This is a genomic window from Paraburkholderia steynii (assembly GCF_900100565.1).
Taxonomy (GTDB): domain Bacteria; phylum Pseudomonadota; class Gammaproteobacteria; order Burkholderiales; family Burkholderiaceae; genus Paraburkholderia; species Paraburkholderia terrae.
Genome location: NZ_FNDI01000004.1, coordinates 368,951 through 386,646 on the forward strand (window position 1 = coordinate 368,951; position 17,696 = coordinate 386,646).

20 protein-coding genes are annotated in these 17,696 nt (G+C 63.9%); 13 read left to right on the plus strand and 7 right to left on the minus strand.

Annotation, left to right across the window (positions count from 1 at the left end; genetic code table 11):
- Window positions 1–44: 44 nt before the first annotated feature.
- The 6 genes from BLT65_RS10510 (at window position 45) to BLT65_RS10535 (ending at window position 4,801) form a co-directional block, all read left to right on the plus strand.
- On the plus strand, window positions 45–272 hold the full coding sequence (locus tag BLT65_RS10510) for an oxidoreductase-like domain-containing protein (protein WP_091777524.1): 228 nt from the start codon (window positions 45–47) through the stop codon (window positions 270–272).
- A 67-nt stretch (window positions 273–339) separates the two neighbouring features.
- Entirely contained in the window at window positions 340–1,185 is an 846-nt protein-coding gene (locus BLT65_RS10515) for an NAD-dependent protein deacetylase (RefSeq protein ID WP_091777526.1), read from the plus strand.
- A 60-nt stretch (window positions 1,186–1,245) separates the two neighbouring features.
- Window positions 1,246–1,851 (plus strand): pyridoxamine 5'-phosphate oxidase family protein, encoded by a 606-nt coding sequence (locus BLT65_RS10520; RefSeq protein ID WP_091777528.1) that lies wholly within the window; start codon window positions 1,246–1,248, stop codon window positions 1,849–1,851.
- 10 nt (window positions 1,852–1,861) lie between these two features.
- Window positions 1,862–2,476 (plus strand): DUF938 domain-containing protein, encoded by a 615-nt coding sequence (locus BLT65_RS10525; protein ID WP_091777530.1) that lies wholly within the window; start codon window positions 1,862–1,864, stop codon window positions 2,474–2,476.
- A 287-nt stretch (window positions 2,477–2,763) separates the two neighbouring features.
- Entirely contained in the window at window positions 2,764–4,173 is a 1,410-nt protein-coding gene (gene gndA, locus BLT65_RS10530; protein WP_091777532.1) for an NADP-dependent phosphogluconate dehydrogenase, read from the plus strand.
- A gap of 316 nt (window positions 4,174–4,489) precedes the next feature.
- A complete protein-coding gene (locus BLT65_RS10535) occupies window positions 4,490–4,801 on the plus strand; it encodes a DUF4148 domain-containing protein (RefSeq protein WP_007744289.1) in 312 nt (103 codons plus the stop codon).
- A 161-nt stretch (window positions 4,802–4,962) separates the two neighbouring features.
- On the opposite strand, the gene BLT65_RS10540 is transcribed toward BLT65_RS10535, so the two are convergent.
- Both BLT65_RS10540 and BLT65_RS10545 read right to left on the minus strand, forming a co-directional pair.
- Window positions 4,963–5,712 (minus strand): DUF2968 domain-containing protein, encoded by a 750-nt coding sequence (locus BLT65_RS10540; RefSeq protein WP_042311181.1) that lies wholly within the window; start codon window positions 5,710–5,712, stop codon window positions 4,963–4,965.
- Between the two features lie 55 nt (window positions 5,713–5,767).
- Window positions 5,768–6,088: a hypothetical protein gene (locus BLT65_RS10545; RefSeq protein WP_091777536.1), complete on the minus strand. Its 321-nt coding sequence runs from the start codon at window positions 6,086–6,088 to the stop codon at window positions 5,768–5,770.
- A 241-nt stretch (window positions 6,089–6,329) separates the two neighbouring features.
- On the opposite strand from BLT65_RS10545, the gene BLT65_RS10550 reads away from it, so the two are divergent.
- The 3 genes from BLT65_RS10550 to BLT65_RS10560 all read left to right on the plus strand — a co-directional run bounded on the left by BLT65_RS10550 (window position 6,330) and on the right by BLT65_RS10560 (window position 8,117).
- The gene (locus BLT65_RS10550; protein WP_091777538.1) at window positions 6,330–6,641 is read left to right on the plus strand and encodes a cupin domain-containing protein; all 312 of its coding nucleotides are present in this window, start codon (window positions 6,330–6,332) and stop codon (window positions 6,639–6,641) included.
- 253 nt (window positions 6,642–6,894) lie between these two features.
- Window positions 6,895–7,635, plus strand: coding sequence for a peptidoglycan DD-metalloendopeptidase family protein (locus tag BLT65_RS10555; protein WP_042311107.1), 741 nt, complete (start codon window positions 6,895–6,897; stop codon window positions 7,633–7,635).
- 230 nt (window positions 7,636–7,865) lie between these two features.
- The gene (locus BLT65_RS10560) at window positions 7,866–8,117 is read left to right on the plus strand and encodes a hypothetical protein (protein ID WP_042311104.1); all 252 of its coding nucleotides are present in this window, start codon (window positions 7,866–7,868) and stop codon (window positions 8,115–8,117) included.
- Between the two features lie 255 nt (window positions 8,118–8,372).
- Here BLT65_RS10560 and BLT65_RS10565 read toward each other — a convergent pair whose 3' ends face one another.
- Together BLT65_RS10565 and BLT65_RS47175 are read right to left on the minus strand one after the other, a co-directional pair.
- Entirely contained in the window at window positions 8,373–10,016 is a 1,644-nt protein-coding gene (locus BLT65_RS10565) for an NRAMP family divalent metal transporter (protein WP_091777540.1), read from the minus strand.
- Window positions 10,017–10,058: 42 nt separating this feature from the next.
- Window positions 10,059–10,220: a hypothetical protein gene (locus BLT65_RS47175; protein WP_167306472.1), complete on the minus strand. Its 162-nt coding sequence runs from the start codon at window positions 10,218–10,220 to the stop codon at window positions 10,059–10,061.
- A gap of 771 nt (window positions 10,221–10,991) precedes the next feature.
- Here BLT65_RS47175 and BLT65_RS10570 point away from each other — a divergent pair.
- The 4 genes from BLT65_RS10570 (at window position 10,992) to BLT65_RS10585 (ending at window position 14,743) form a co-directional block, all read left to right on the plus strand.
- Entirely contained in the window at window positions 10,992–12,914 is a 1,923-nt protein-coding gene (locus BLT65_RS10570) for a potassium transporter Kup (RefSeq protein WP_091777542.1), read from the plus strand.
- A gap of 103 nt (window positions 12,915–13,017) precedes the next feature.
- Window positions 13,018–13,680 (plus strand): nitrile hydratase subunit alpha, encoded by a 663-nt coding sequence (gene nthA / locus BLT65_RS10575; protein ID WP_244186474.1) that lies wholly within the window; start codon window positions 13,018–13,020, stop codon window positions 13,678–13,680.
- Window positions 13,677–14,342 (plus strand): nitrile hydratase subunit beta, encoded by a 666-nt coding sequence (gene nthB, locus BLT65_RS10580; RefSeq protein ID WP_091777546.1) that lies wholly within the window; start codon window positions 13,677–13,679, stop codon window positions 14,340–14,342. Before nthA ends, nthB begins: the two co-directional genes overlap by 4 nt.
- On the plus strand, window positions 14,339–14,743 hold the full coding sequence (locus BLT65_RS10585) for a nitrile hydratase accessory protein (RefSeq protein ID WP_091777548.1): 405 nt from the start codon (window positions 14,339–14,341) through the stop codon (window positions 14,741–14,743). Before nthB ends, BLT65_RS10585 begins: the two co-directional genes overlap by 4 nt.
- A 23-nt stretch (window positions 14,744–14,766) precedes the next feature.
- On the opposite strand, the gene BLT65_RS47180 is transcribed toward BLT65_RS10585, so the two are convergent.
- The 3 genes from BLT65_RS47180 to BLT65_RS10595 all read right to left on the minus strand — a co-directional run bounded on the left by BLT65_RS47180 (window position 14,767) and on the right by BLT65_RS10595 (window position 16,713).
- Entirely contained in the window at window positions 14,767–14,913 is a 147-nt protein-coding gene (locus BLT65_RS47180) for a hypothetical protein (protein ID WP_007744312.1), read from the minus strand.
- 203 nt (window positions 14,914–15,116) lie between these two features.
- Entirely contained in the window at window positions 15,117–15,833 is a 717-nt protein-coding gene (locus BLT65_RS10590) for a PIG-L family deacetylase (RefSeq protein WP_042311094.1), read from the minus strand.
- A 292-nt stretch (window positions 15,834–16,125) separates the two neighbouring features.
- Window positions 16,126–16,713 (minus strand): nucleotidyltransferase family protein, encoded by a 588-nt coding sequence (locus BLT65_RS10595; protein WP_042311092.1) that lies wholly within the window; start codon window positions 16,711–16,713, stop codon window positions 16,126–16,128.
- Window positions 16,714–17,696: the final 983 nt, after the last annotated feature.

Consider the following 17,696-nt stretch of genomic DNA (forward strand, 5'->3'; position numbering starts at 1 on the left):
CAGTCGACGTATACTTGACGCTTCCCGAACCACTGGAAGTCAATGTGACTGCTGACGAGGCCACGCACTCGGAGGCGCCGGCCACCGCCGATCCGCGCCCCACGCCGCCCACGCGGCCCGACCGCAGCGAATGCTGCGATAGCGGCTGCGATCCGTGCGTGTTCGATCTGTACGCGGAAGAGGTCACACGGTATCGCGCGGCGCTGGCTGCGTGGGAAGCGCGGCACGCGCAGCCGATTGAGCACGAAGGCGAGCCGGGCAAGAAGCGCTAAGTGTTTGCCTCTTGACCCGCTGTAATCACTCTCTGCAACCACTCTCTCGCGCCGCTTCATCGACTCTATGTCCACGCTGATCGAACCTCACGCGCTTGCCGCTTTGCATGACTTCGTTGAACGCCATCCGCGGCTTTTCGTGCTGACGGGCGCAGGCATCAGCACCGATTCCGGCATCCCCGGCTATCGCGACGAAAACGGTGAATGGAAACGCTCGCCGCCCATCACGTTGCAGGAGTTTCTTGGTTCCGTCGCATCGCGCCAGCGCTACTGGGCGCGCAGCACAGTCGGCTGGCCCGTGGTCGCGAAGGCTGCGCCGAACGCCGCGCATCACGCGCTGGCGCGGCTCGAAGCGGCCGGACACGTGGGCGGGCTCGTCACGCAGAACGTCGATGGTCTGCATCAGCGCGCGGGCAGCAGCGACGTGATCGAACTGCACGGCAGCATCGGCGCAGTGACGTGTCTCGATTGCAACTCGCATCACACGCGCGCGTCGATCCAGCAAACGCTGATCAACACGAACCCCGCGCTGCTCGATGTGATCGCCGAGCCAGCCGCCGACGGCGACGCACATCTCGAATGGCACGACCTCGGGTCGTTTCGCGTGCCGCCTTGCCCGCACTGCGGCGGGCTGCTGAAGCCCGATGTCGTGTTCTTCGGCGAGAACGTTCCGAAGGCGCGCGTCGAGGCGGCCACCCACTCGCTCGAAGCCGCCGACGCGATGCTCGTAGTCGGCTCGTCGCTGATGGTGTATTCGGGCTACCGTTTCTGCGTGTGGGCGCAGAAGATGGGCAAGCCGGTTGCCGTGATCAATCTCGGACGCACGCGCGCCGATGAGTTGCTGTCGCTGAAAGTGGAAGCCCCATGCGGCGACGCGCTCGCCGCGCTCGCGGCGCGTCTCGCGGTCAGCTAATGCAGGCAGGTGCGGCACGCACGTGCGCGCCAGCTTCATGTCAATTCACAAGGAACGCCGATGCTCACGTCGATAGAAGAACTGGAAGCGCTGTACGGGCAGCCGCACGAGCGCTCGGTACGCAAGGAGATTCCGTACGTCAACGACTGCTATCGCGCGTTCATCGAGCAATCGCCGTTCATCGTGCTGGCGACGGCGGGTCCCGAAGGACTCGACTGCTCGCCGCGTGGCGATGCGCCCGGTTTCGTGCGGCTGATCGACGAAAGGACGCTGGCGATTCCCGATCGCGTCGGCAACAACCGCGTCGACAGTCTGCGCAACGTGATCGTCAATCCGCATGTGGGGCTGCTGTTCGTCGTGCCGGGTGTCGGCGAGACGCTGCGCGTCAACGGACGTGGACGCGTTTCGGCCGAGTCGGCGTTGCTCGAGAGCTTCGCGGTCGACGGCAAGAAGCCGCGCACGGTGCTGATCGTCGATATCGACGCGGTGTACTTTCACTGCTCGAAAGCGCTGGCGCGCTCGAAGCTGTGGGACCCGTCGCGCCATGTCGAGCGCTCGCGGCTGCCGAGCGCGGGCGACATGCACAAGCGCATTTTCGGTGAGACTTTCGACGCGCTCGCGTATGATCGCGACCTCGTTGAACGGATGCGAACCGGTCTCTACTGATTGAACCGCCATGACTACGCCTGATCTCAACCTGCGCCAGCACGCGCCTTCCGCCGAACGTAACCGCGCGCCGATTCTCGCCGTGCTCGAACGTGTGTTGCCCGCCACCGGCACCGTGCTCGAGATCGCGAGCGGCACGGGCCAGCACGCGATCCACTTCGCTGCGGCGCTGCCGCATCTCGTCTGGCAGCCGAGCGACCTCGACGACGAGGCGCGCGCGTCGATTGCCGCGTGGACGGCGCATAGCGGGCTGGCCAACGTGCGGCCGCCACTCGCGCTCGACGTGCGCGACGCGTCGTGGGGCATCGAAGCCGCTGCTGCGATCGTCTGCATCAACATGATCCATATCTCGCCGTGGGCGTCGGCGCAGGCGCTGATCGGCGGCGCGGGGCGGCTGCTCGGACCGGGCGGCGTGCTGTTCCTGTACGGGCCGTACCGGCGCGGCGGCGCGCATACGGCGCCGACCAACGCTGCGTTCGACGAACAGTTGCGACGCCGCAATCCCGCATGGGGCGTGCGCGACATGGAAGACGTGGTGGCGCTGGCGGACGCGGCGGGCTTCGACGCCGACGAGCCGGTCGAGATGCCTGCCAACAACTTCAGCCTTGTGTTCAGGAAACGTTAGTACACGCGCCCGGTCTGACGTTTTACCCCGCTTGACTCTGCGTTTGCACGACAAACGCTCGCAGCGCGTTTCGCGGACTAAGCTTTAGAGTGCCGGCAGCGGGGCGCACAAGCAGCGCGGCGCGAAAGCGCGGCGAAAGCCCGCACGCATCGACTGTGCCGGACACGAACACGGCGGGCGGGGAGTACGCGAGCGTCATCCCGTCATTTCTTTTATCCTTTCATCCTCGACGCCGCGCCCTGATGGTGGGCGCGGCTTCACGACTCACCGGAATCAGGAGAATTCACATGGGCAAACAGGCAATCGGCGTAGTGGGGCTGGCGGTGATGGGACGGAATCTGGCGCTGAACATCGAAAGCCGTGGTCACGCGGTCTCCGTGTTCAACCGCACCCGCGAGAAAACCGACGAACTGATCGCGGAGTTTCCCGACCGTAAGCTGGTTCCGACTTTCACGCTGGAAGAATTCGTCAACTCGCTGGAAAAGCCGCGCCGCATCCTGATGATGGTAAAAGCGGGCGAAGGCACCGACGCGACGATCGCGTCGCTACAGCCGCTGCTGGAGAAGGGCGACATTCTCATCGACGGCGGCAACACGCATTTCACCGACACCATCCGCCGCAATCAGGAACTGGCGAAGTCGGGTCTGCACTTCATCGGCACGGGCGTGTCGGGCGGCGAAGAGGGCGCGCTGAAGGGCCCGTCGATCATGCCGGGCGGCCAGCGCGAAGCGTATGACCTCGTCGCCCCGATTCTCACCGAGATCGCGGCGAAGGCGCCGGACGGCGAGCCGTGCGTCGCGTACATGGGTCCTGACGGCGCGGGCCATTTCGTGAAGATGGTGCATAACGGCATCGAATACGGCGACATGCAGCTGATCGCCGAAAGCTATGCGGTGCTCAAGCAGGTGGTCGGGCTGTCGAACCAGGAACTGGGCGCGGTCTACACCGAGTGGAACAAGGGCGAGCTGGACAGCTACCTGATCGAGATCACGTCGAAGATCTTCGACAAGAAGGACGATGAAACGGGCAACGATCTCGTCGACATCATCATGGACCGCGCCGCGCAAAAGGGCACGGGCAAGTGGACGAGCCAGAACGCGCTCGATCTCGGCGCGCCGCTGCCGCTGATTACGGAAGCCGTATTCGCGCGCGTGCTGTCGTCGCTGAAGGATCAGCGCGTGGCAGCCAGCAAGGTGCTCGAAGGGCCGGCCGCCAAGCCGTTCTCGGGCGACCGCGCCGCGTTCATCGAAGCAGTGCGCCGCGCGTTGTACTTCAGCAAGGTGATTTCGTACGCACAGGGCTTCGCGCAACTGCGCGCGGCGTCGGACGAATACAAGTGGGATCTGGACTACGGCACGATCGCGAAGATTTTCCGCGCGGGCTGTATCATCCGTGCCCGCTTCCTGCAGAAGATCACGGACGCCTACTCGAAGGACAAGCAGATCGCCAACCTGTTGCTCGATCCGTATTTCCGCGATATCGCCGCGAACTATCAGGGGGCGCTGCGCGACGTCGTGATCGCCGCGACGGCGGCGGGCGTGCCCGTACCGGCGTTCTCGTCGGCGATCGCGTACTTCGACGGCTACCGCTCGGCGCGTCTGCCCGCCAACCTCGTGCAGGCGCAACGCGACTTCTTCGGCGCGCATACGTTCGAGCGCCTCGACAAGCCGGGTAGCTTCCACGCGAACTGGTCCTGAACGGACGGCCTTTCCTTCGCACAGTAAAGCGAAGATTGGTCTGATTTCAAACGCCCCGGCGCCTCACGGCGCCGGGGCGTTTGCCTTTGCGCGACTCATTGTTCCACCCAGTGCATATTTTTTGGAACACAGTGTTGCAATTATTTGATCTCAAAAAGCAAGCCGAACGCCTGAGTAAGCCAATTATTTCAATTCTCGCAACATAGTTTAGCGAGATTAGGGATTTCCCTAGGACCTTGCCTTCCATAAACTTGCATCAATGCTGACGGACACGATGTTCGCAGTGAATCGAAAAACAAGTTCTCGGAGGTTGTCCATGAAAGCCCTTATTTCCGCAGTCGTTCTTGCTGCCGCTGTTGCCGCTCCCGTTGCATCGTTTGCCCAATCGAGCCAGCAACCGGTGACGCGCGCCGAAGTTCGCGCCGATCTCGCCCGTCTGGAAAAGGCTGGCTATGATCCGCTGTCGGATCGCCAGAACTACCCGAACAACATCCAGGCCGCGGAAGCGCGTGTCCACGCAGAAGACGCCAACGCAAGCGGCTATGGCGTGCAGACGAACGGCACGTCGCAAGCCGGCCGCTCGCTGGCTGATGAGAAGGGTCCTCGTTCGGTGTTCTTCGGTAACTGATTGCCGACGAAGCTGACGTAGTAACCAGATCGAAAGCGCCGGCTGGGGTCCGCGAGCCTCAACTGACGCGTGCAGGTAAAAAAAACGCCGCCCAAGGTAAAACCTGGGCGGCGTTTTTTTGCGTCCGGCGCGGGCGAAGTCGGCTCAGGCCGCGCGTCACCTTACCGCGGCATATGCGGAATCGTCTCGTTGTTCGCGACGTTCAACTGATGCACCTGCCGATGCAGCTTGTTCAACTGCGCCTGCGCGGCCGTGCGTTGCGCTTCGAGTTGCGCGAGCTCCTTACGCAACTGATGCTGCCGGCTCGTCACCGCCTGATCCTGCTCGGTCGTACGCTGCAAGCCCTGACGCAGCCGTTCCGCGTGCGCTTCCGATTCCGCGATCGCCCGCTTCAGTTGCTCATTCTGCGCTTCGAGCTGCAAGCGGCGCGTCTCGCCGTCGGAAAGCCGTGTCGCCTGATCCTGCATATGGTGAAACAGCTGCCTGGCCGTATTGATGTCGTTCGTGCTCAGCACGCGCCATAGCCGGTCTTCCTGAAACAGTGCGGCGAAGTATTTCATTTCCTTTGGGTAAAACAGCAGGCTGACCGAATAGTCAAAAGTGCGAAACGTGTGGAAAGTCGTGAGTTCCGCGTTGTCGCTCATGCGTTCTACATCGGCTGGGTCCGCGAGCTGCACGGCGCGTCCGTTCGGCGCCGAGGGCGTGACCTGCACCGCATGCAGCGGCGTGACGGGTCGCGGCGGCGAGTTGACGGGGCGAGTTTCGATGGTTGCGCCCGCATCGCTTTCGCTGGCGGGAAGGTCGTCGAGTCGGGCGGGTTCGGCTTGCGGGGCGTTCTGTGGCGGGAAATGAAAGTGAGCCGCGGCCCCATTGCTGACAGCAGCGCGACGCATGTTCAATAGATTTTTCACGATCGATCCTCGGTAGGCGGCCGGGAAGCCGTACCTCTTCAGGGTTGCGGGCGCATCAATGCAGCGTGCGTTGCCCACGCGCGATATCGTCGAATAGAGCATGGCCAGGTTCCAGCGCGAAGAGCCACGACTGGTCGTATTCGCTGAGCGCTTCCAGCGCCTGGCGTAATTGTTCGAGGGCGACCGCCGGAATCTCGACGCTCGCTTCCACGCCGCTAGACAGGTGGCTTACGCTTGCCAGTTGCACGAGGGCATCGGCGGCCTCGGCGACATCGACGGCGAACACGAGATGCGCGTTGAGCAGTTCGACCAGCGCAGGCGATGCAGTCATCTCGTCGACATTCAGTTGTACGGCAAGAAACAGCGCCTTGTTCATGGAACCTCCTCGTTAGACGGAAACGCTGAAGTGGAATGAACCGTCTTGCCGCGCATCGCGCTTGCGGGTATGCGCATATTGGTTGACCGCAGCAAGTTTCAGTATAGGCGAGCGCTCCAGCTATGCAATGGCTCGCGAGCCGCATGTAACGGCCTTCTCCGGCCATGTGAGCAAGACACGTGCGTGCGCGCGGGCGCCACTATAATGACCAGTCCGACAACCGTCATTGCGCAAGACCGTCATGAAAATTGTCCGCAGCAGCACGTTCAAGGCAGAGCGTCCATGGGGCGCGCTCGATATCGCCAACATGAACGGCATCACCACGCGTCTTCACTGGACCGACCAGCCGTACAAATGGCACGTCAACGATGGCGAGGAAGTATTCGCGGTGCTGGACGGGCGCGTCGAGATGCGCTACCGCGAAGCGGGCGTCGAGTATTCAACGGTGCTCGAGACGGGCGACGTGTTTCATGCGTCGGTCGGTACGGAACACGTTGCGCATCCGATCGGCGAAGCGCGCATTCTGGTGATCGAGTCGGAAGGCAGCGTATGACGTTTTGCGTTCGCTGATCGGGCAAAATTGATTGGGATTGCAGAAGGAATCAAAGAGCAGGCCGAAGCAGCAGTGCGAGCGAGTTGACCGTCGGCGAGAGGCGTGTCGGGGCTGTGCGGTCCGCGCGTGTCAATCCGTCATTTTTCCGACGGACAGTCGAGGCATAATATTTGCACTGCATATCCCGCTACACGTTCAAATGACGCGCGGCCCCTATGGGCCGCCGTCCCATACCGCGTCGAGGGCCACAAAAATGACAGTAAAACGGCAATACGTCGTCACGCAGGCGTTGGTCTCGCTAGCCGTCGCGAGCATGCTGGGCGCGTGTACCACGTACCCGTGGGAAGCGACGCCGTCGCCGGCGCCCACGTACCGGACATCGGGCGGCGCGGCCGCCAGTGGCGTGCCGGCCGGGTTCTATCGCGTGAACCCGGGGGATACGCTGCAAAGCATCGCCGGCGCGTACGGTCAGCGGACCCAGGACATCGCGTCATGGAACGGTCTGGTCTTGTCGTCGCCCGTGGTGCCTGGGCAGTTGCTGCGAGTCGGGCCGCCCGCGTACGCGCAGACCACGCCCGTGCCAACACCCGCGCCCACCACCACGCCCGTTCAGCCGGCGCCCGTTGCCCCCGCGCAGGTGACGCTTGCGTGGCCGCTGCGCGGTCCGATTCTCAAGCCGTACGTGCCGGGCAAGTCGAAGGGGATCGTGATCGGTGGGCGTCCGGGCGATCAGGTGCGCGCGGCCGCGACCGGGCGGGTCGTGTACGCGGGCACGCTCGAGGCCTACGGGCCGCTCGTCATCATCAAGCACGACGACACGCTGATCACGGCCTACGGCCAGAACAGCAGGCTGCTCGTGCAAGAGGGCGATGCCGTCACGCAGGGTCAGCCGATCGGCGAAGTCGGCGTGGACAACAACGGCGTGCCGTCCATCCAGTTCGAAGTGCGCAAGGACGGCAAGCCCGTCGATCCGCTTGGGTGGCTGCCGCGCTGAATCGCATAGACCCGGTGACAGGCGGACAACCTCAAGACCAACCGAGTCCCGACGCCCAACACCTTGACGGCCGACAGTTGGTCCGGATCGTTCAGTCGGCTTCTCCAGTATCGATGACAGGCCCGTGACAGCGGGCTTTGTCGCATTTGGCACGGTGCGTGCAGCACGGTTATCGGGCGCGGCGTAGCGCGCGCTCGCTCGCCAACCTTTATCGTTGCTGGAGACACATCATGACCCACCTGCTTGTGAAAGACCTGTCGAGGGTCGACGAACTCGACCGTGAAACCGCCAAGGCCGTACACGGCGGCATGCTCACTATCGCCAAGCCGACGGAGCCGAGCCCGTGGCCAGGCTTCCCCGGCAAGCCGTCAATACCCTGGCCGCCGATGAATCTACCCCATCCGCCCGTGTATGCGGACGGAGGCGGACCTGTCATCATGCCGTATCACGGCGACGTGCCGACGGGCGCGACCCCGGTTTGATCAGCATGTGTTCGGCGTAAAGAGGCGAGCCATGTCGCGTGGCTCGCCTCGTCGTGTTGATGGTGCGGGTGTGAGAGCGCAAACAGTAAGCAGCCGATCCACGTCCCATCAACCGCAATGCGTCGCTCATGGCATGCGCTGTCGCTTCGCATTGCGCCGGCAGATATCTGCACGCGGATCGGCCGCCGATACTCGTCACAACCGCCCAACGCGGACTATCAGGATTCTTTGAAAGTGATGTGAGCGTGTTCTGACTTACGTCAATGCGATCTGCACCACCTTCACGATCACGAGCGCAACGGCCACCACCAGATAGCCGCGCAGCGCACCCATCCAGATCCGGCGGGCGAGCGTCATCGCGGGCTTTGGCAGCGAGTCGAGCGGCGGCGTGCGCCACGTTGCGCGCTCGGCTTTGCTGACGAACGGCGCGCCGTCCGCACTCTGCGCGCCCCGCAGCCGCCGCAGCACCGTCGCTGCGACTAACGCCACCACGGCGAGCAGCGTGCCGCCCGCGAGAATCTCGATAATTGTGTGTCCGCTGATGTCGGGATAAACGACGGACGCCGTCAGCACGACGGAGAGCAGCACCAGCGCCCACACGACGCCGCCCGTGAACAGGTTCAGCCCTTTCGAGTTGACCCACGGCCCGAGCACCGCGCGGTCGTTGCACAGCAGAAGCAGGAACACGGTTGCGCTCGGCAGCAGCACGCCCGCGAGCGTTTGCACGGCTTCCGTCAGCAGGCCGAGCGGGCTGCCCGGAATCAGCACGAGTCCTGCCGCCGCCGCCACGATGCCGAAGTACACGAGATAGAAGCCCTTCGCATCGGCGACACCGCGATGCAGCGAATGACGGATCTTGAACACGTCGCCGATCGCATAGGCCGTTGACAGCGACACGGCCGCCGCGCCGATGATGCACGCGTCGAGCAGCGCAATCGCAAACAGGACGGCGGGCGTGCGGCCCGCATACCTTTCGAGGCCGGCGATCACGCCGCCTGCATCGGTGAACTGGCCGAACTCGGGCTTGCCGCCGAACAGCGCGGCGCTGAACGAGATCATCGCGATCGCGCCAATCAGCACGAACACGATGCCGATCCACAGGTCGGCCTTTTCGTACTTCATGAAGCGCGGCGTGATGCGCTTGTCGATTACGTAGCTCTGCTGGAAGAACAGCTGCCATGGCGCGACCGTCGTGCCGACGATACCGATCACGAGCAGCATCACATCCGAGAGCTTTGCATGCGCGGGCCATGCGGGCATGAACAGATGGTTCGCCATCTGCGAGACGGGCGGATGGATCGTCACGAGTACGGGCACGAGCAGCAGGCTCAACAGACACAGCACGATCGCAAAGCGCTCGAAGCGTTTGAAGTCGCCGGTGCTGACGGCCGCCATCGTCAATGCGGCCGCGATGCACACGCCCGCCACTTTCGATACACCGAAGAAGTCGAGCACGAACGTAATCCCGATGAACTCGGTGACGATGGTCAACGCATTGAGGATGAACAGGTCGACGACGCTGAACGCGCCCCAGAACTTGCCGAAGCGTTCGAAGATCAGGCGCGCATGACCGACGCCCGTGACGGCGCCCAGGCGCAGCACCATCTCCTGATTGACATACAGCACGGGCACGAGCAGCAGCAGCGTCCACAACAGCGTGGTGCCGTAGTTCTGGCCGGCCTGCGTATAGGTGCCGAAGGCGCCCGCGTCGTTGTCGCCGACCATCACGATGAGGCCGGGTCCGACGATCGCGAGCAGCGTGCGCAAGCGCGCGCCCCAGCTGTTGCGTGGCGCAGTGTCGTGATGCGCGATCGTACCGAGCGCGCCGCGGATATCGCCGACATGCGCGTCGTCGAGAACGGCGGTGCGCGTCGGTAGTGCTTGTGGTGGCGTTGCCATTGTTATTCTCCCGTGAACGGATATAGGTCGAATGATTTCCGTTTATGCGGCTTGCCGCTTCCGCAAGCGGGCGGCAATGCTGCTGAGCGTGCTGACGAGCTTCGCGAATACGTGGCGTCGCTCGTGATGCAGCGAAAGGAACGCGTCGTAGTGCGCGCGTGCTTCGCGGGTTTGCGGCAAGGTCGAAAGAAGCAGGAAGTACATGTCGGTTCTCCGGCACGAAGGCTCGTGCATGCGAGGCGGCAGGCGCTGGAGAATCGATGGAATCGAAAGCGGTCGGCTTGCCTGCCTCAGGTCGATAAAGGCATTTCTGGGTTCAAGGGATGACTGTCACTGTCGGGCATGGTGGCTCCCGGTTCATTGAAAAAAACGGATCGCGATTGGCGAAACGCACGTCGGCGAGATACGTGGCGATGGACAGGTCGAACTTTCGCGGCGTCGACGGCGGCGGTAAGCAGGCACACGCACGCGGACGCAGGCACGCGAGGCGAAACCGCACATGTCACGAAGGCGGCTACGAATCGCGCGCGAACGCGCTGCGCCGGGTGCTGAACCCAACGACGCTAAACAGGATGCACGAGGAATGAAACTGCGACGCGCACCGTCTGCCTGCTGGCAAGACGGCGGCTAGATGAGGAAGCGCGGACGTCTGCCGTTCAGGCGGCGAAACTGTTCGAAAACGTACTACTGCAACTGTCCAAGGCAACGCCCCTCAAATTTCAAGATAAGAGAATTTTATGCCCGCGCGCAAAGCCGCGTCAATGCACTTTCTTAAGCAGAACCGAAATATGTGGTGAAGCGCACATCGGGCGTCGCGCGATGTCCACGCACGTTCGCTGCGCTTTTCCCGAGGCGCTTTCTATACTGGGATCAGCCGTCAGCACAACGGATCACGCGTACTAAAGGTTCGACCATTCATCCGGCTTTCAGATCGCTCAATAGCAGCTAACGACGAGGCGATCATTGGAGGGAGACATGAGCGTTTCAGCCACGCACCCCGGTTCGGGCGCGATCGGCGCGCCTGCGCCGCACAAACCGGCGCTCCGCTCGCTGGCGCTTGCTGCTTTGGGCGTCGTCTATGGCGATATCGGCACGAGTCCGCTGTACACGCTGCAGACCGTCTTCGCGTCAGCGGGCGGTCTGCCGCTGACGCCGTTGAACGTGATCGGCATCGTGTCGCTGATCTTCTGGTCGCTGACCATTGTCGTGTCGCTCAAGTATGTGACGCTGATCCTGCGCGCGAACAATCACGGCGAGGGCGGCATCATGGCGCTGCTTGCGCTGGCGGCTTCGTCGGTGGCGGACCGGCCGCGCCTGCGTCATGTGCTGCTGCTCGTCGGCGTGATGGGCGCAGCGCTCTTTTACGGCGACAGCATCATCACGCCCGCCATCTCCGTGCTGAGCGCGGTCGAAGGGCTGGAAGTCGCCGCGCCGTTTCTGAAGACCTGCGTGATACCCGTGACGCTCGCTGCGATCGTCACGCTGTTCGTGATGCAGAAACACGGCACGTCGGGGATCGGCGCCGTGTTCGGGCCGGTGATGGTGGTCTGGTTCGTGGTGCTGGCCGTGGTCGGCGTGACCAACGTGATTTCGGCACCCGCGATTCTCGCCGCGCTCGATCCGCTCGCCGGTCTCGCGTTCTGCCTGCGTCACGAGTGGCTGGCGTTCGTCGCGCTGGGCGCCGTCGTGCTGTCGCTGACGGGCGCCGAGGCGCTCTATGCCGACATGGGCCACTTCGGCGCGCGGCCGATCCGCATTACCTGGTTCGCCATCGTCTTCCCCGCGCTCGCGCTGAACTATCTGGGGCAGGGCGCATTGCTGATCTCCGACCCCACCGCGCTGCAAAACCCGTTCTACCGGCTCTTTCCGCAATGGGCGCTGTATCCGATGATCGTGCTCGCGACGGTCGCCACTGTGATCGCCTCGCAAGCCGTGATCTCCGGCACCTACTCGATGACCAAGCAGGCGATGCAACTAGGCTTCCTGCCGCGCATGAACGTCGTCTACACGTCGGAGAAAGAGATCGGCCAGATCTATGTGCCCGGCATCAACTGGACGCTGCTCGCGGCCGTGGTGGCCGCCGTGCTCGGCTTCGGCTCGTCGACGGCGCTCGGGTCCGCGTATGGCATCGCGGTGACGGGCACGATGCTCATCACGACGCTCTTGACCTTCTTCGTCGTACGCTATGCATGGCATTACAACTGGCTGCTGTGCGTGTTCGCGACCGCGTTCTTCTTTGTGATCGACGCGATGTTCTTCTCGGCGAATCTGCTGAAGATTGTCGAAGGCGGCTGGTTCCCGCTGATGATCGGCTTCGTGATGTTCACGATCATGGCGACATGGGGACGCGGCGGGGAGATCATGCGGGCCGAAGCGCGGGTGCATGCGGGCACGATGCCGCTCAAGGCGTATCTGGAGAAGCTGATCGCGTGTCAGCCGGTGCGCGTCCCCGGCACGGCGATCTTTCTCACGCCCAATCCAGACAGCGTGCCACATGCGCTCGTGAACAACCTGATGCATAACCACGTGCTGCACAACCGCGTCGTGTTCCTGACCGTGAACAACGAGGAGATTCCGTGGGTCGCCGAGCATGAGCGCGTTGCTTTGCACGCGGTGTGCGAGAGCTGTTACCAATTGACGATCCGCTACGGCTTCAAGGACGAAGTCGATCTGCCGAAAGCGCTCGCAGCCGCAGGGGCGCTGGGTCTCGATTTCGATCCCTGCGAGGCGTCGTATTTTCTGAGCCGCGCGACCGTCGTGCCGACACCGGGCGCGGGCATGGCGATGTGGCGCGAGCGACTTTTCGCGGTGATGCTGCATAACGTCGGCAACGTGGCGGCGTATTTCAAGTTGCCTGCCAATCGCGTGATCGAGGTCGGCGCGCGGGTGGAGATATGAGGCGGCGATGCGTGTCGAATGCGTTGCAGGTCTGCATGCGTTTGCATTCGCCAGTTTGCCCGACCATACTGCGCGAGTGTCGCATTCTTCAGGCGGAACGCAGATGAGCCATGACGCTTCACACGAACATGAACACGATCACGCGCACGAAGGCAGCGCGCTGCCCGAGATGGATCTGCGCGTGCGCGCGCTGGAGTCGCTGCTGATCGAAAAGGGCTATGTTGATCCGAAAGCGCTCGACGTGCTGATCGATACCTACGAGCACAAGGTCGGTCCGCGCAACGGCGCGCGTGTCGTCGCGAAGGCATGGTCCGATGCCGGTTTTCGCCAGTGGCTGCTGGACGATGCGACGGCTGCGATTGCGTCGCTCGGTTTCACGGGGCGGCAGGGCGAGCACATGGTCGCGCTGGAGAACACGCCAGGCGTACACAATATGGTCGTGTGTACGCTCTGTTCGTGCTACCCGTGGCCCGTGCTGGGATTGCCGCCTATCTGGTACAAGTCGGCGCCGTATCGCTCGCGCGCGGTGATCGATCCGCGTGGCGTGCTCACCGAGTTCGGCGTGGCATTGCCCGACGACACCGACATCCGCGTGTGGGATTCGACGGCGGAAGTGCGTTACCTCGTGCTGCCGATGCGCCCGCCCAATACGGACACGCTGAACGAAGACGAACTCGCCGATCTCGTGACGCGTGACTCGATGATCGGTACGGGGCTCGCGCTCGCGCCGCACGAAGTTAAGCCCGCAAGCGGAGGCCAGCCATGAACGGCGCACAGGACATGGGCGGCATGCAGTCGTTCGGGCCTATCGCGCCCGAAGCCGACGAGCCGTATTTCCACGCGGACTGGGAGCGTCGCGCGCTGGCGTTGACGATCGCGATGGGTTCGACGGGTAAATGGAACATCGACATGTCGCGCGCCGCGCGCGAAAGCCTGCCGCCCGCGCAGTATCTGTCGAGCAGCTACTACGAGATCTGGTTCGCGGGCTTGCGCAAGCTGCTGATCGACTCGGGACTTGCGACGCGCGACGAGATCGACAGCGGCGTGTCGCAGCGCGCCGGTGTGCCCGTTCCGCGCGTGCTCGCCGCCGAGCAGGTCAACCCCATGCTATTTCGCGGCAGTCCCGCGTCGCGCCCCGAGCCGCATCCCGCGCGCTTTGCCGTGGGCGACGCGGTGCGCACGCTGACGCTCAATCCAACCACGCACACACGCCTGCCGCGCTATTGCCGGGGCAAGCGTGGCCGGATCGTCGCGGTGCGTGGCGCGCATGTGTTCCCCGATTCGAACGCGCTTGGACGCGGCGAGGATCCGCAATGGCTGTACACGGTGCGCTTCGATGCCGTCGAGCTGTGGGGCAAGGACACGACGGCCTCGTCGGTGTGCGCCGATTGCTGGGAGCCGTATCTCGAAGCGGACGGGAAGGCATGAGCGCGCCCGCATGCACTTCCGCTTGCGTGACGCCGGTGGCTGTTTCGCGCGAGTTGCCCGCGTTGCTCGAGGCGCTGCCCGACATGCCGCGCGACGGCGCCGGCCCGGTCTTCGCCGCGCCGTGGCAGGCCGCGGCATTCGCGATGACGCTCGCGCTTCATGAGCGCGGCGTGTTCACATGGCCCGAATGGGCCGCAATCCTCGCCGATGCGATCCGTGACGCGCAGGCTCACGGCGATCCCGATCGCGGCGACACCTACTACACACACTGGCTGACGGCGCTCGAACGCATCGCGACGGCCAAAGGCTGCGTGACGCGCGAGGGGCTGATCGAGCGCAAGGACGCATGGGACGCGGCGGCGCGCCGCACGCCGCACGGCCAGCCGATCGAGCTGGACTGAGCGGCCGGCGCGTCACCAGATTGTCATCGAACCACGGGGTCCTTGTCGGGTGGGCCTTCGGGACGCTGCGGCTCGTCGTTGTGATGACCCGGCGATGGCGGCGTGAGCGGGTCCCCTTCGGGGTCGCGCGTCGGATCGGCGTTCGGGTCGGGAATCGGACTGGTGTGCATGGTGTGACCTCGTGGCGTTGTGGTCGATGCCGTCGATGCGGCCGATGTGGCCTATGCGGCAACGGCGGTGGACGCATGCGCGCTGCTCTCGCGGCAAGGTACGAAGCGTCCTGCTTACACTAGCGTAGGCGATGACCGCGAAGACTGCTGGCGTGATCGCCGGATGCAACGCTTCAACGGGGTTTGGCGTGGTTCGATACGGCTCAGTGTCCCGCCCGGCGGGCGCGCTGCCGGTCGACGGTCAGCCGCCAGTAGCGTTCCGCGGCGTACACGTCGTCGTAGCCGTGCGGCCCGAATGCGCGCAACTGGCTCTCATACGCGGACACGGCCTCGCGCTTGAGCAGCGCCTGGCGCTCGCGGTCGAGCGCGTGTTCCACAGCGGGGCTGGCGGGTGTCGCGACGATGCCACGCCCGGCCAGATCGACGAGCCGCTGCTGGACGAGCCCCGGCATCGGACGATAGATAGCTTCCTCGTACGCAAACCATTCGAGGTGCGACATGCGCGGCAGAATCTCGCAACACGCTTCGAACACGCGGCCGTGATCGTCGTGAAAGAGGCCGAGCGGCATCAGCAGCGTGTTCGACGTCGAGCCATAGATCGCTTCCTCCAGCGCGGCGGCGAGCCTGGCGATCGACGGCGAATCGCCGTATTGCGCGTCGCGAAACGGCAGCCGCAGCGGAATGGCGTCGAGCACGGCGAGCGCGTTGTTGTCTTCGAGCGTGCGCGCGTGGATCGATTCGTACGCGCTCGCGAAGCCCGCTTTCTGGTCCCATTCGGTGTGCATGTCCTGTGCGGGCGGCGCGGCGAACACGGTGCAGACGGCGGCATCGGGATGCGCGGCGAGCAGTGCGCCGCAACCGAAGACGGCATCGTCGAAATGCGGTGACACGATGAACAGACGCGGGCTGGTTTCGCTCATGAGATCCTGGGCAGGATACGGGACGGGCGCCGGGCGACGTGATGCACGGGAGGCACGCACCAGGTCGGCGCGCGGCAACGTGGACAGCTTAGACCAACGATGCGATGCGTGCTCGCCGGTTTTTCGCGGTGCAGCAGCCCGCAAGCGCCGTGCCTGCAAGCGCATGATCCGCTGAGGTTTCCCGTATCGGCTCACCTCGATCGACGTCGCGCTCCCGGATGTTCTCACCGTGCGCGGCGGCGTGTTTCCGATTCAAGCGCGCGGATATGTCAAAGGTGTGAGCGCGAGGAGACTAGACGTTGCGCAGGTCTTCGGGCGTGTCGATATCGCTGAGCACGCCGGGATCGTCGACTTCGATGCGCTTCACGGGATGCGTTGCGAAGAGGGCGCGCGCGCCGGTGTCGCCGTCGAGCGTGAGCAGCGCGTTGCGATGCTCGATACCGAAGCCGACGGGATGGCCGCGTTGTCCCTGATAGTAGGGCGCGACGATGGACGCGCCCTCGTCGACCGCGCGCGCGACGGTTTCGATGGTTGACGTGGCGATGCGGGGCATGTCGGCGAGCGCGACGATCCAGCCGTCGGCGTCCTCGCTCGCTTCGATGCCGGCGGCGAGGCTTGCGCCCATGCCACGCTCGGCGTCGGCGGAAAAGATCACGTGACAGCCGGCGTCGTTGAGCACGCGGGCGAGCATCTCCGAGCCGGGGCGCACGATTGCGATGACGTGCGGGACGACCAGCAGCAGACGATGCGCGGATTCGAACGCGACGGGGGTGCCGTCGGGCAGGCGGGCGAGGAGTTTATTGTGGATGCCTTCCGGGTCGAAGCGCGATCCGTAGCCGGCCGCGAGGAGCACGCCGGTGGCGAAGGAGGCGTATGCCATGGGTGGCACCAGAAGGTGGGGTTTGAAGGGGGATTGTGCGGTGCAACGGGGATGGGGGCAAGGGTTTTGTGCGAGGGACCTGCGGTGCGGCGATGCCGTTTGGGCGTTTGCGCTGGCATGAGGGTTCGTGGTGCGGCTGGTTTGGTTGTTCTGGCCTTTGCGCTGGCATCCGCGTTATGCCTTCGTGCTTCATGCGTTGCCCCTGTGCGGGGCGGTACCTACTTTTGGTTGTCTGCGACGCTGGGTGGTTTGCTTGTTTTTGCTGTTGGCATCCGCGATGCGTTAGCTTGCTTCAGGCGTCGCCCCTGTGCGGGGCGGCACCTACTTTTCTTTGCCGCCGCAAAGAAAAGTAGGCAAAAGAAAGCGGCTAACACCGCCAATCCTTGTGTTTGCCTGAGGGCCCCCACAGGTTCTTACGCTTCACACGGCAGCGTATCTGTTAGCGCGCGTTGCCAATGCACTGAATGAGCGCCTCACCCACTTCAAACACCCGCACAATGGCAAGCGGCAGCGAACGGTTTGTGCCGCCCAGGTGGCAAACTGTGTGTAGGTTGTCGCGTCGTATAGCTTGGCGCTCTTACAGGGTGGAACGCGTGCGGTATCGGTACGGAGTGAGGCGTGTGTGGCGCTACGGCGTACACACAGTTTGCCACCTGGGCGGCGGTGGACTATCTGGTAAGGCATGCTGAAGCGCGGGAGCGTGAAGCGGGTGAGGCGCACTGCAAGGGCGCTGGCAACGAACTTGAATCGAGAAGTTGCCGCGTGAAGTAAGGGACCGGTTGGGGTCCCTCAGGCAGGAAGAAAAGTTGGCGGTGTTAGCCGCTTTCTTTTGCCTACTTTTCTTTGCGGCGGCAAAGAAAAGTAGGTGCCGCCCCGCACAGGGGCGACGCGTGAAGCTAGATAACAAATCGCGGATGCCAGCGCAAACACGAGCAAACCAAACCGGCCGCGCCACGAAGTGAAAGCGCGAATGCCAGCGGAAG

Bases quoted from the DNA above. Each gene is read 5' to 3' on its own strand.
- BLT65_RS10515 (WP_091777526.1), top strand. From the start codon at position 340: ATGTCCACGCTGATCGAACCTCACGCGCTTGCCGCTTTGCATGACTTC.
- BLT65_RS10520 (WP_091777528.1), top strand. From the start codon at position 1,246: ATGCTCACGTCGATAGAAGAACTGGAAGCGCTGTACGGGCAGCCGCAC.
- BLT65_RS10525 (WP_091777530.1), top strand. From the start codon at position 1,862: ATGACTACGCCTGATCTCAACCTGCGCCAGCACGCGCCTTCCGCCGAA.
- gndA (WP_091777532.1), top strand. From the start codon at position 2,764: ATGGGCAAACAGGCAATCGGCGTAGTGGGGCTGGCGGTGATGGGACGG.
- BLT65_RS10535 (WP_007744289.1), top strand. From the start codon at position 4,490: ATGAAAGCCCTTATTTCCGCAGTCGTTCTTGCTGCCGCTGTTGCCGCT.
- BLT65_RS10545 (WP_091777536.1), bottom strand. From the start codon at position 6,088: ATGAACAAGGCGCTGTTTCTTGCCGTACAACTGAATGTCGACGAGATG.
- BLT65_RS10550 (WP_091777538.1), top strand. From the start codon at position 6,330: ATGAAAATTGTCCGCAGCAGCACGTTCAAGGCAGAGCGTCCATGGGGC.
- BLT65_RS10555 (WP_042311107.1), top strand. From the start codon at position 6,895: ATGACAGTAAAACGGCAATACGTCGTCACGCAGGCGTTGGTCTCGCTA.
- BLT65_RS10560 (WP_042311104.1), top strand. From the start codon at position 7,866: ATGACCCACCTGCTTGTGAAAGACCTGTCGAGGGTCGACGAACTCGAC.
- BLT65_RS10565 (WP_091777540.1), bottom strand. From the start codon at position 10,016: ATGGCAACGCCACCACAAGCACTACCGACGCGCACCGCCGTTCTCGAC.
- BLT65_RS47175 (WP_167306472.1), bottom strand. From the start codon at position 10,220: ATGTACTTCCTGCTTCTTTCGACCTTGCCGCAAACCCGCGAAGCACGC.
- BLT65_RS10570 (WP_091777542.1), top strand. From the start codon at position 10,992: ATGAGCGTTTCAGCCACGCACCCCGGTTCGGGCGCGATCGGCGCGCCT.
- nthA (WP_244186474.1), top strand. From the start codon at position 13,018: ATGAGCCATGACGCTTCACACGAACATGAACACGATCACGCGCACGAA.
- nthB (WP_091777546.1), top strand. From the start codon at position 13,677: ATGAACGGCGCACAGGACATGGGCGGCATGCAGTCGTTCGGGCCTATC.
- BLT65_RS10585 (WP_091777548.1), top strand. From the start codon at position 14,339: ATGAGCGCGCCCGCATGCACTTCCGCTTGCGTGACGCCGGTGGCTGTT.
- BLT65_RS47180 (WP_007744312.1), bottom strand. From the start codon at position 14,913: ATGCACACCAGTCCGATTCCCGACCCGAACGCCGATCCGACGCGCGAC.
- BLT65_RS10590 (WP_042311094.1), bottom strand. From the start codon at position 15,833: ATGAGCGAAACCAGCCCGCGTCTGTTCATCGTGTCACCGCATTTCGAC.
- BLT65_RS10595 (WP_042311092.1), bottom strand. From the start codon at position 16,713: ATGGCATACGCCTCCTTCGCCACCGGCGTGCTCCTCGCGGCCGGCTAC.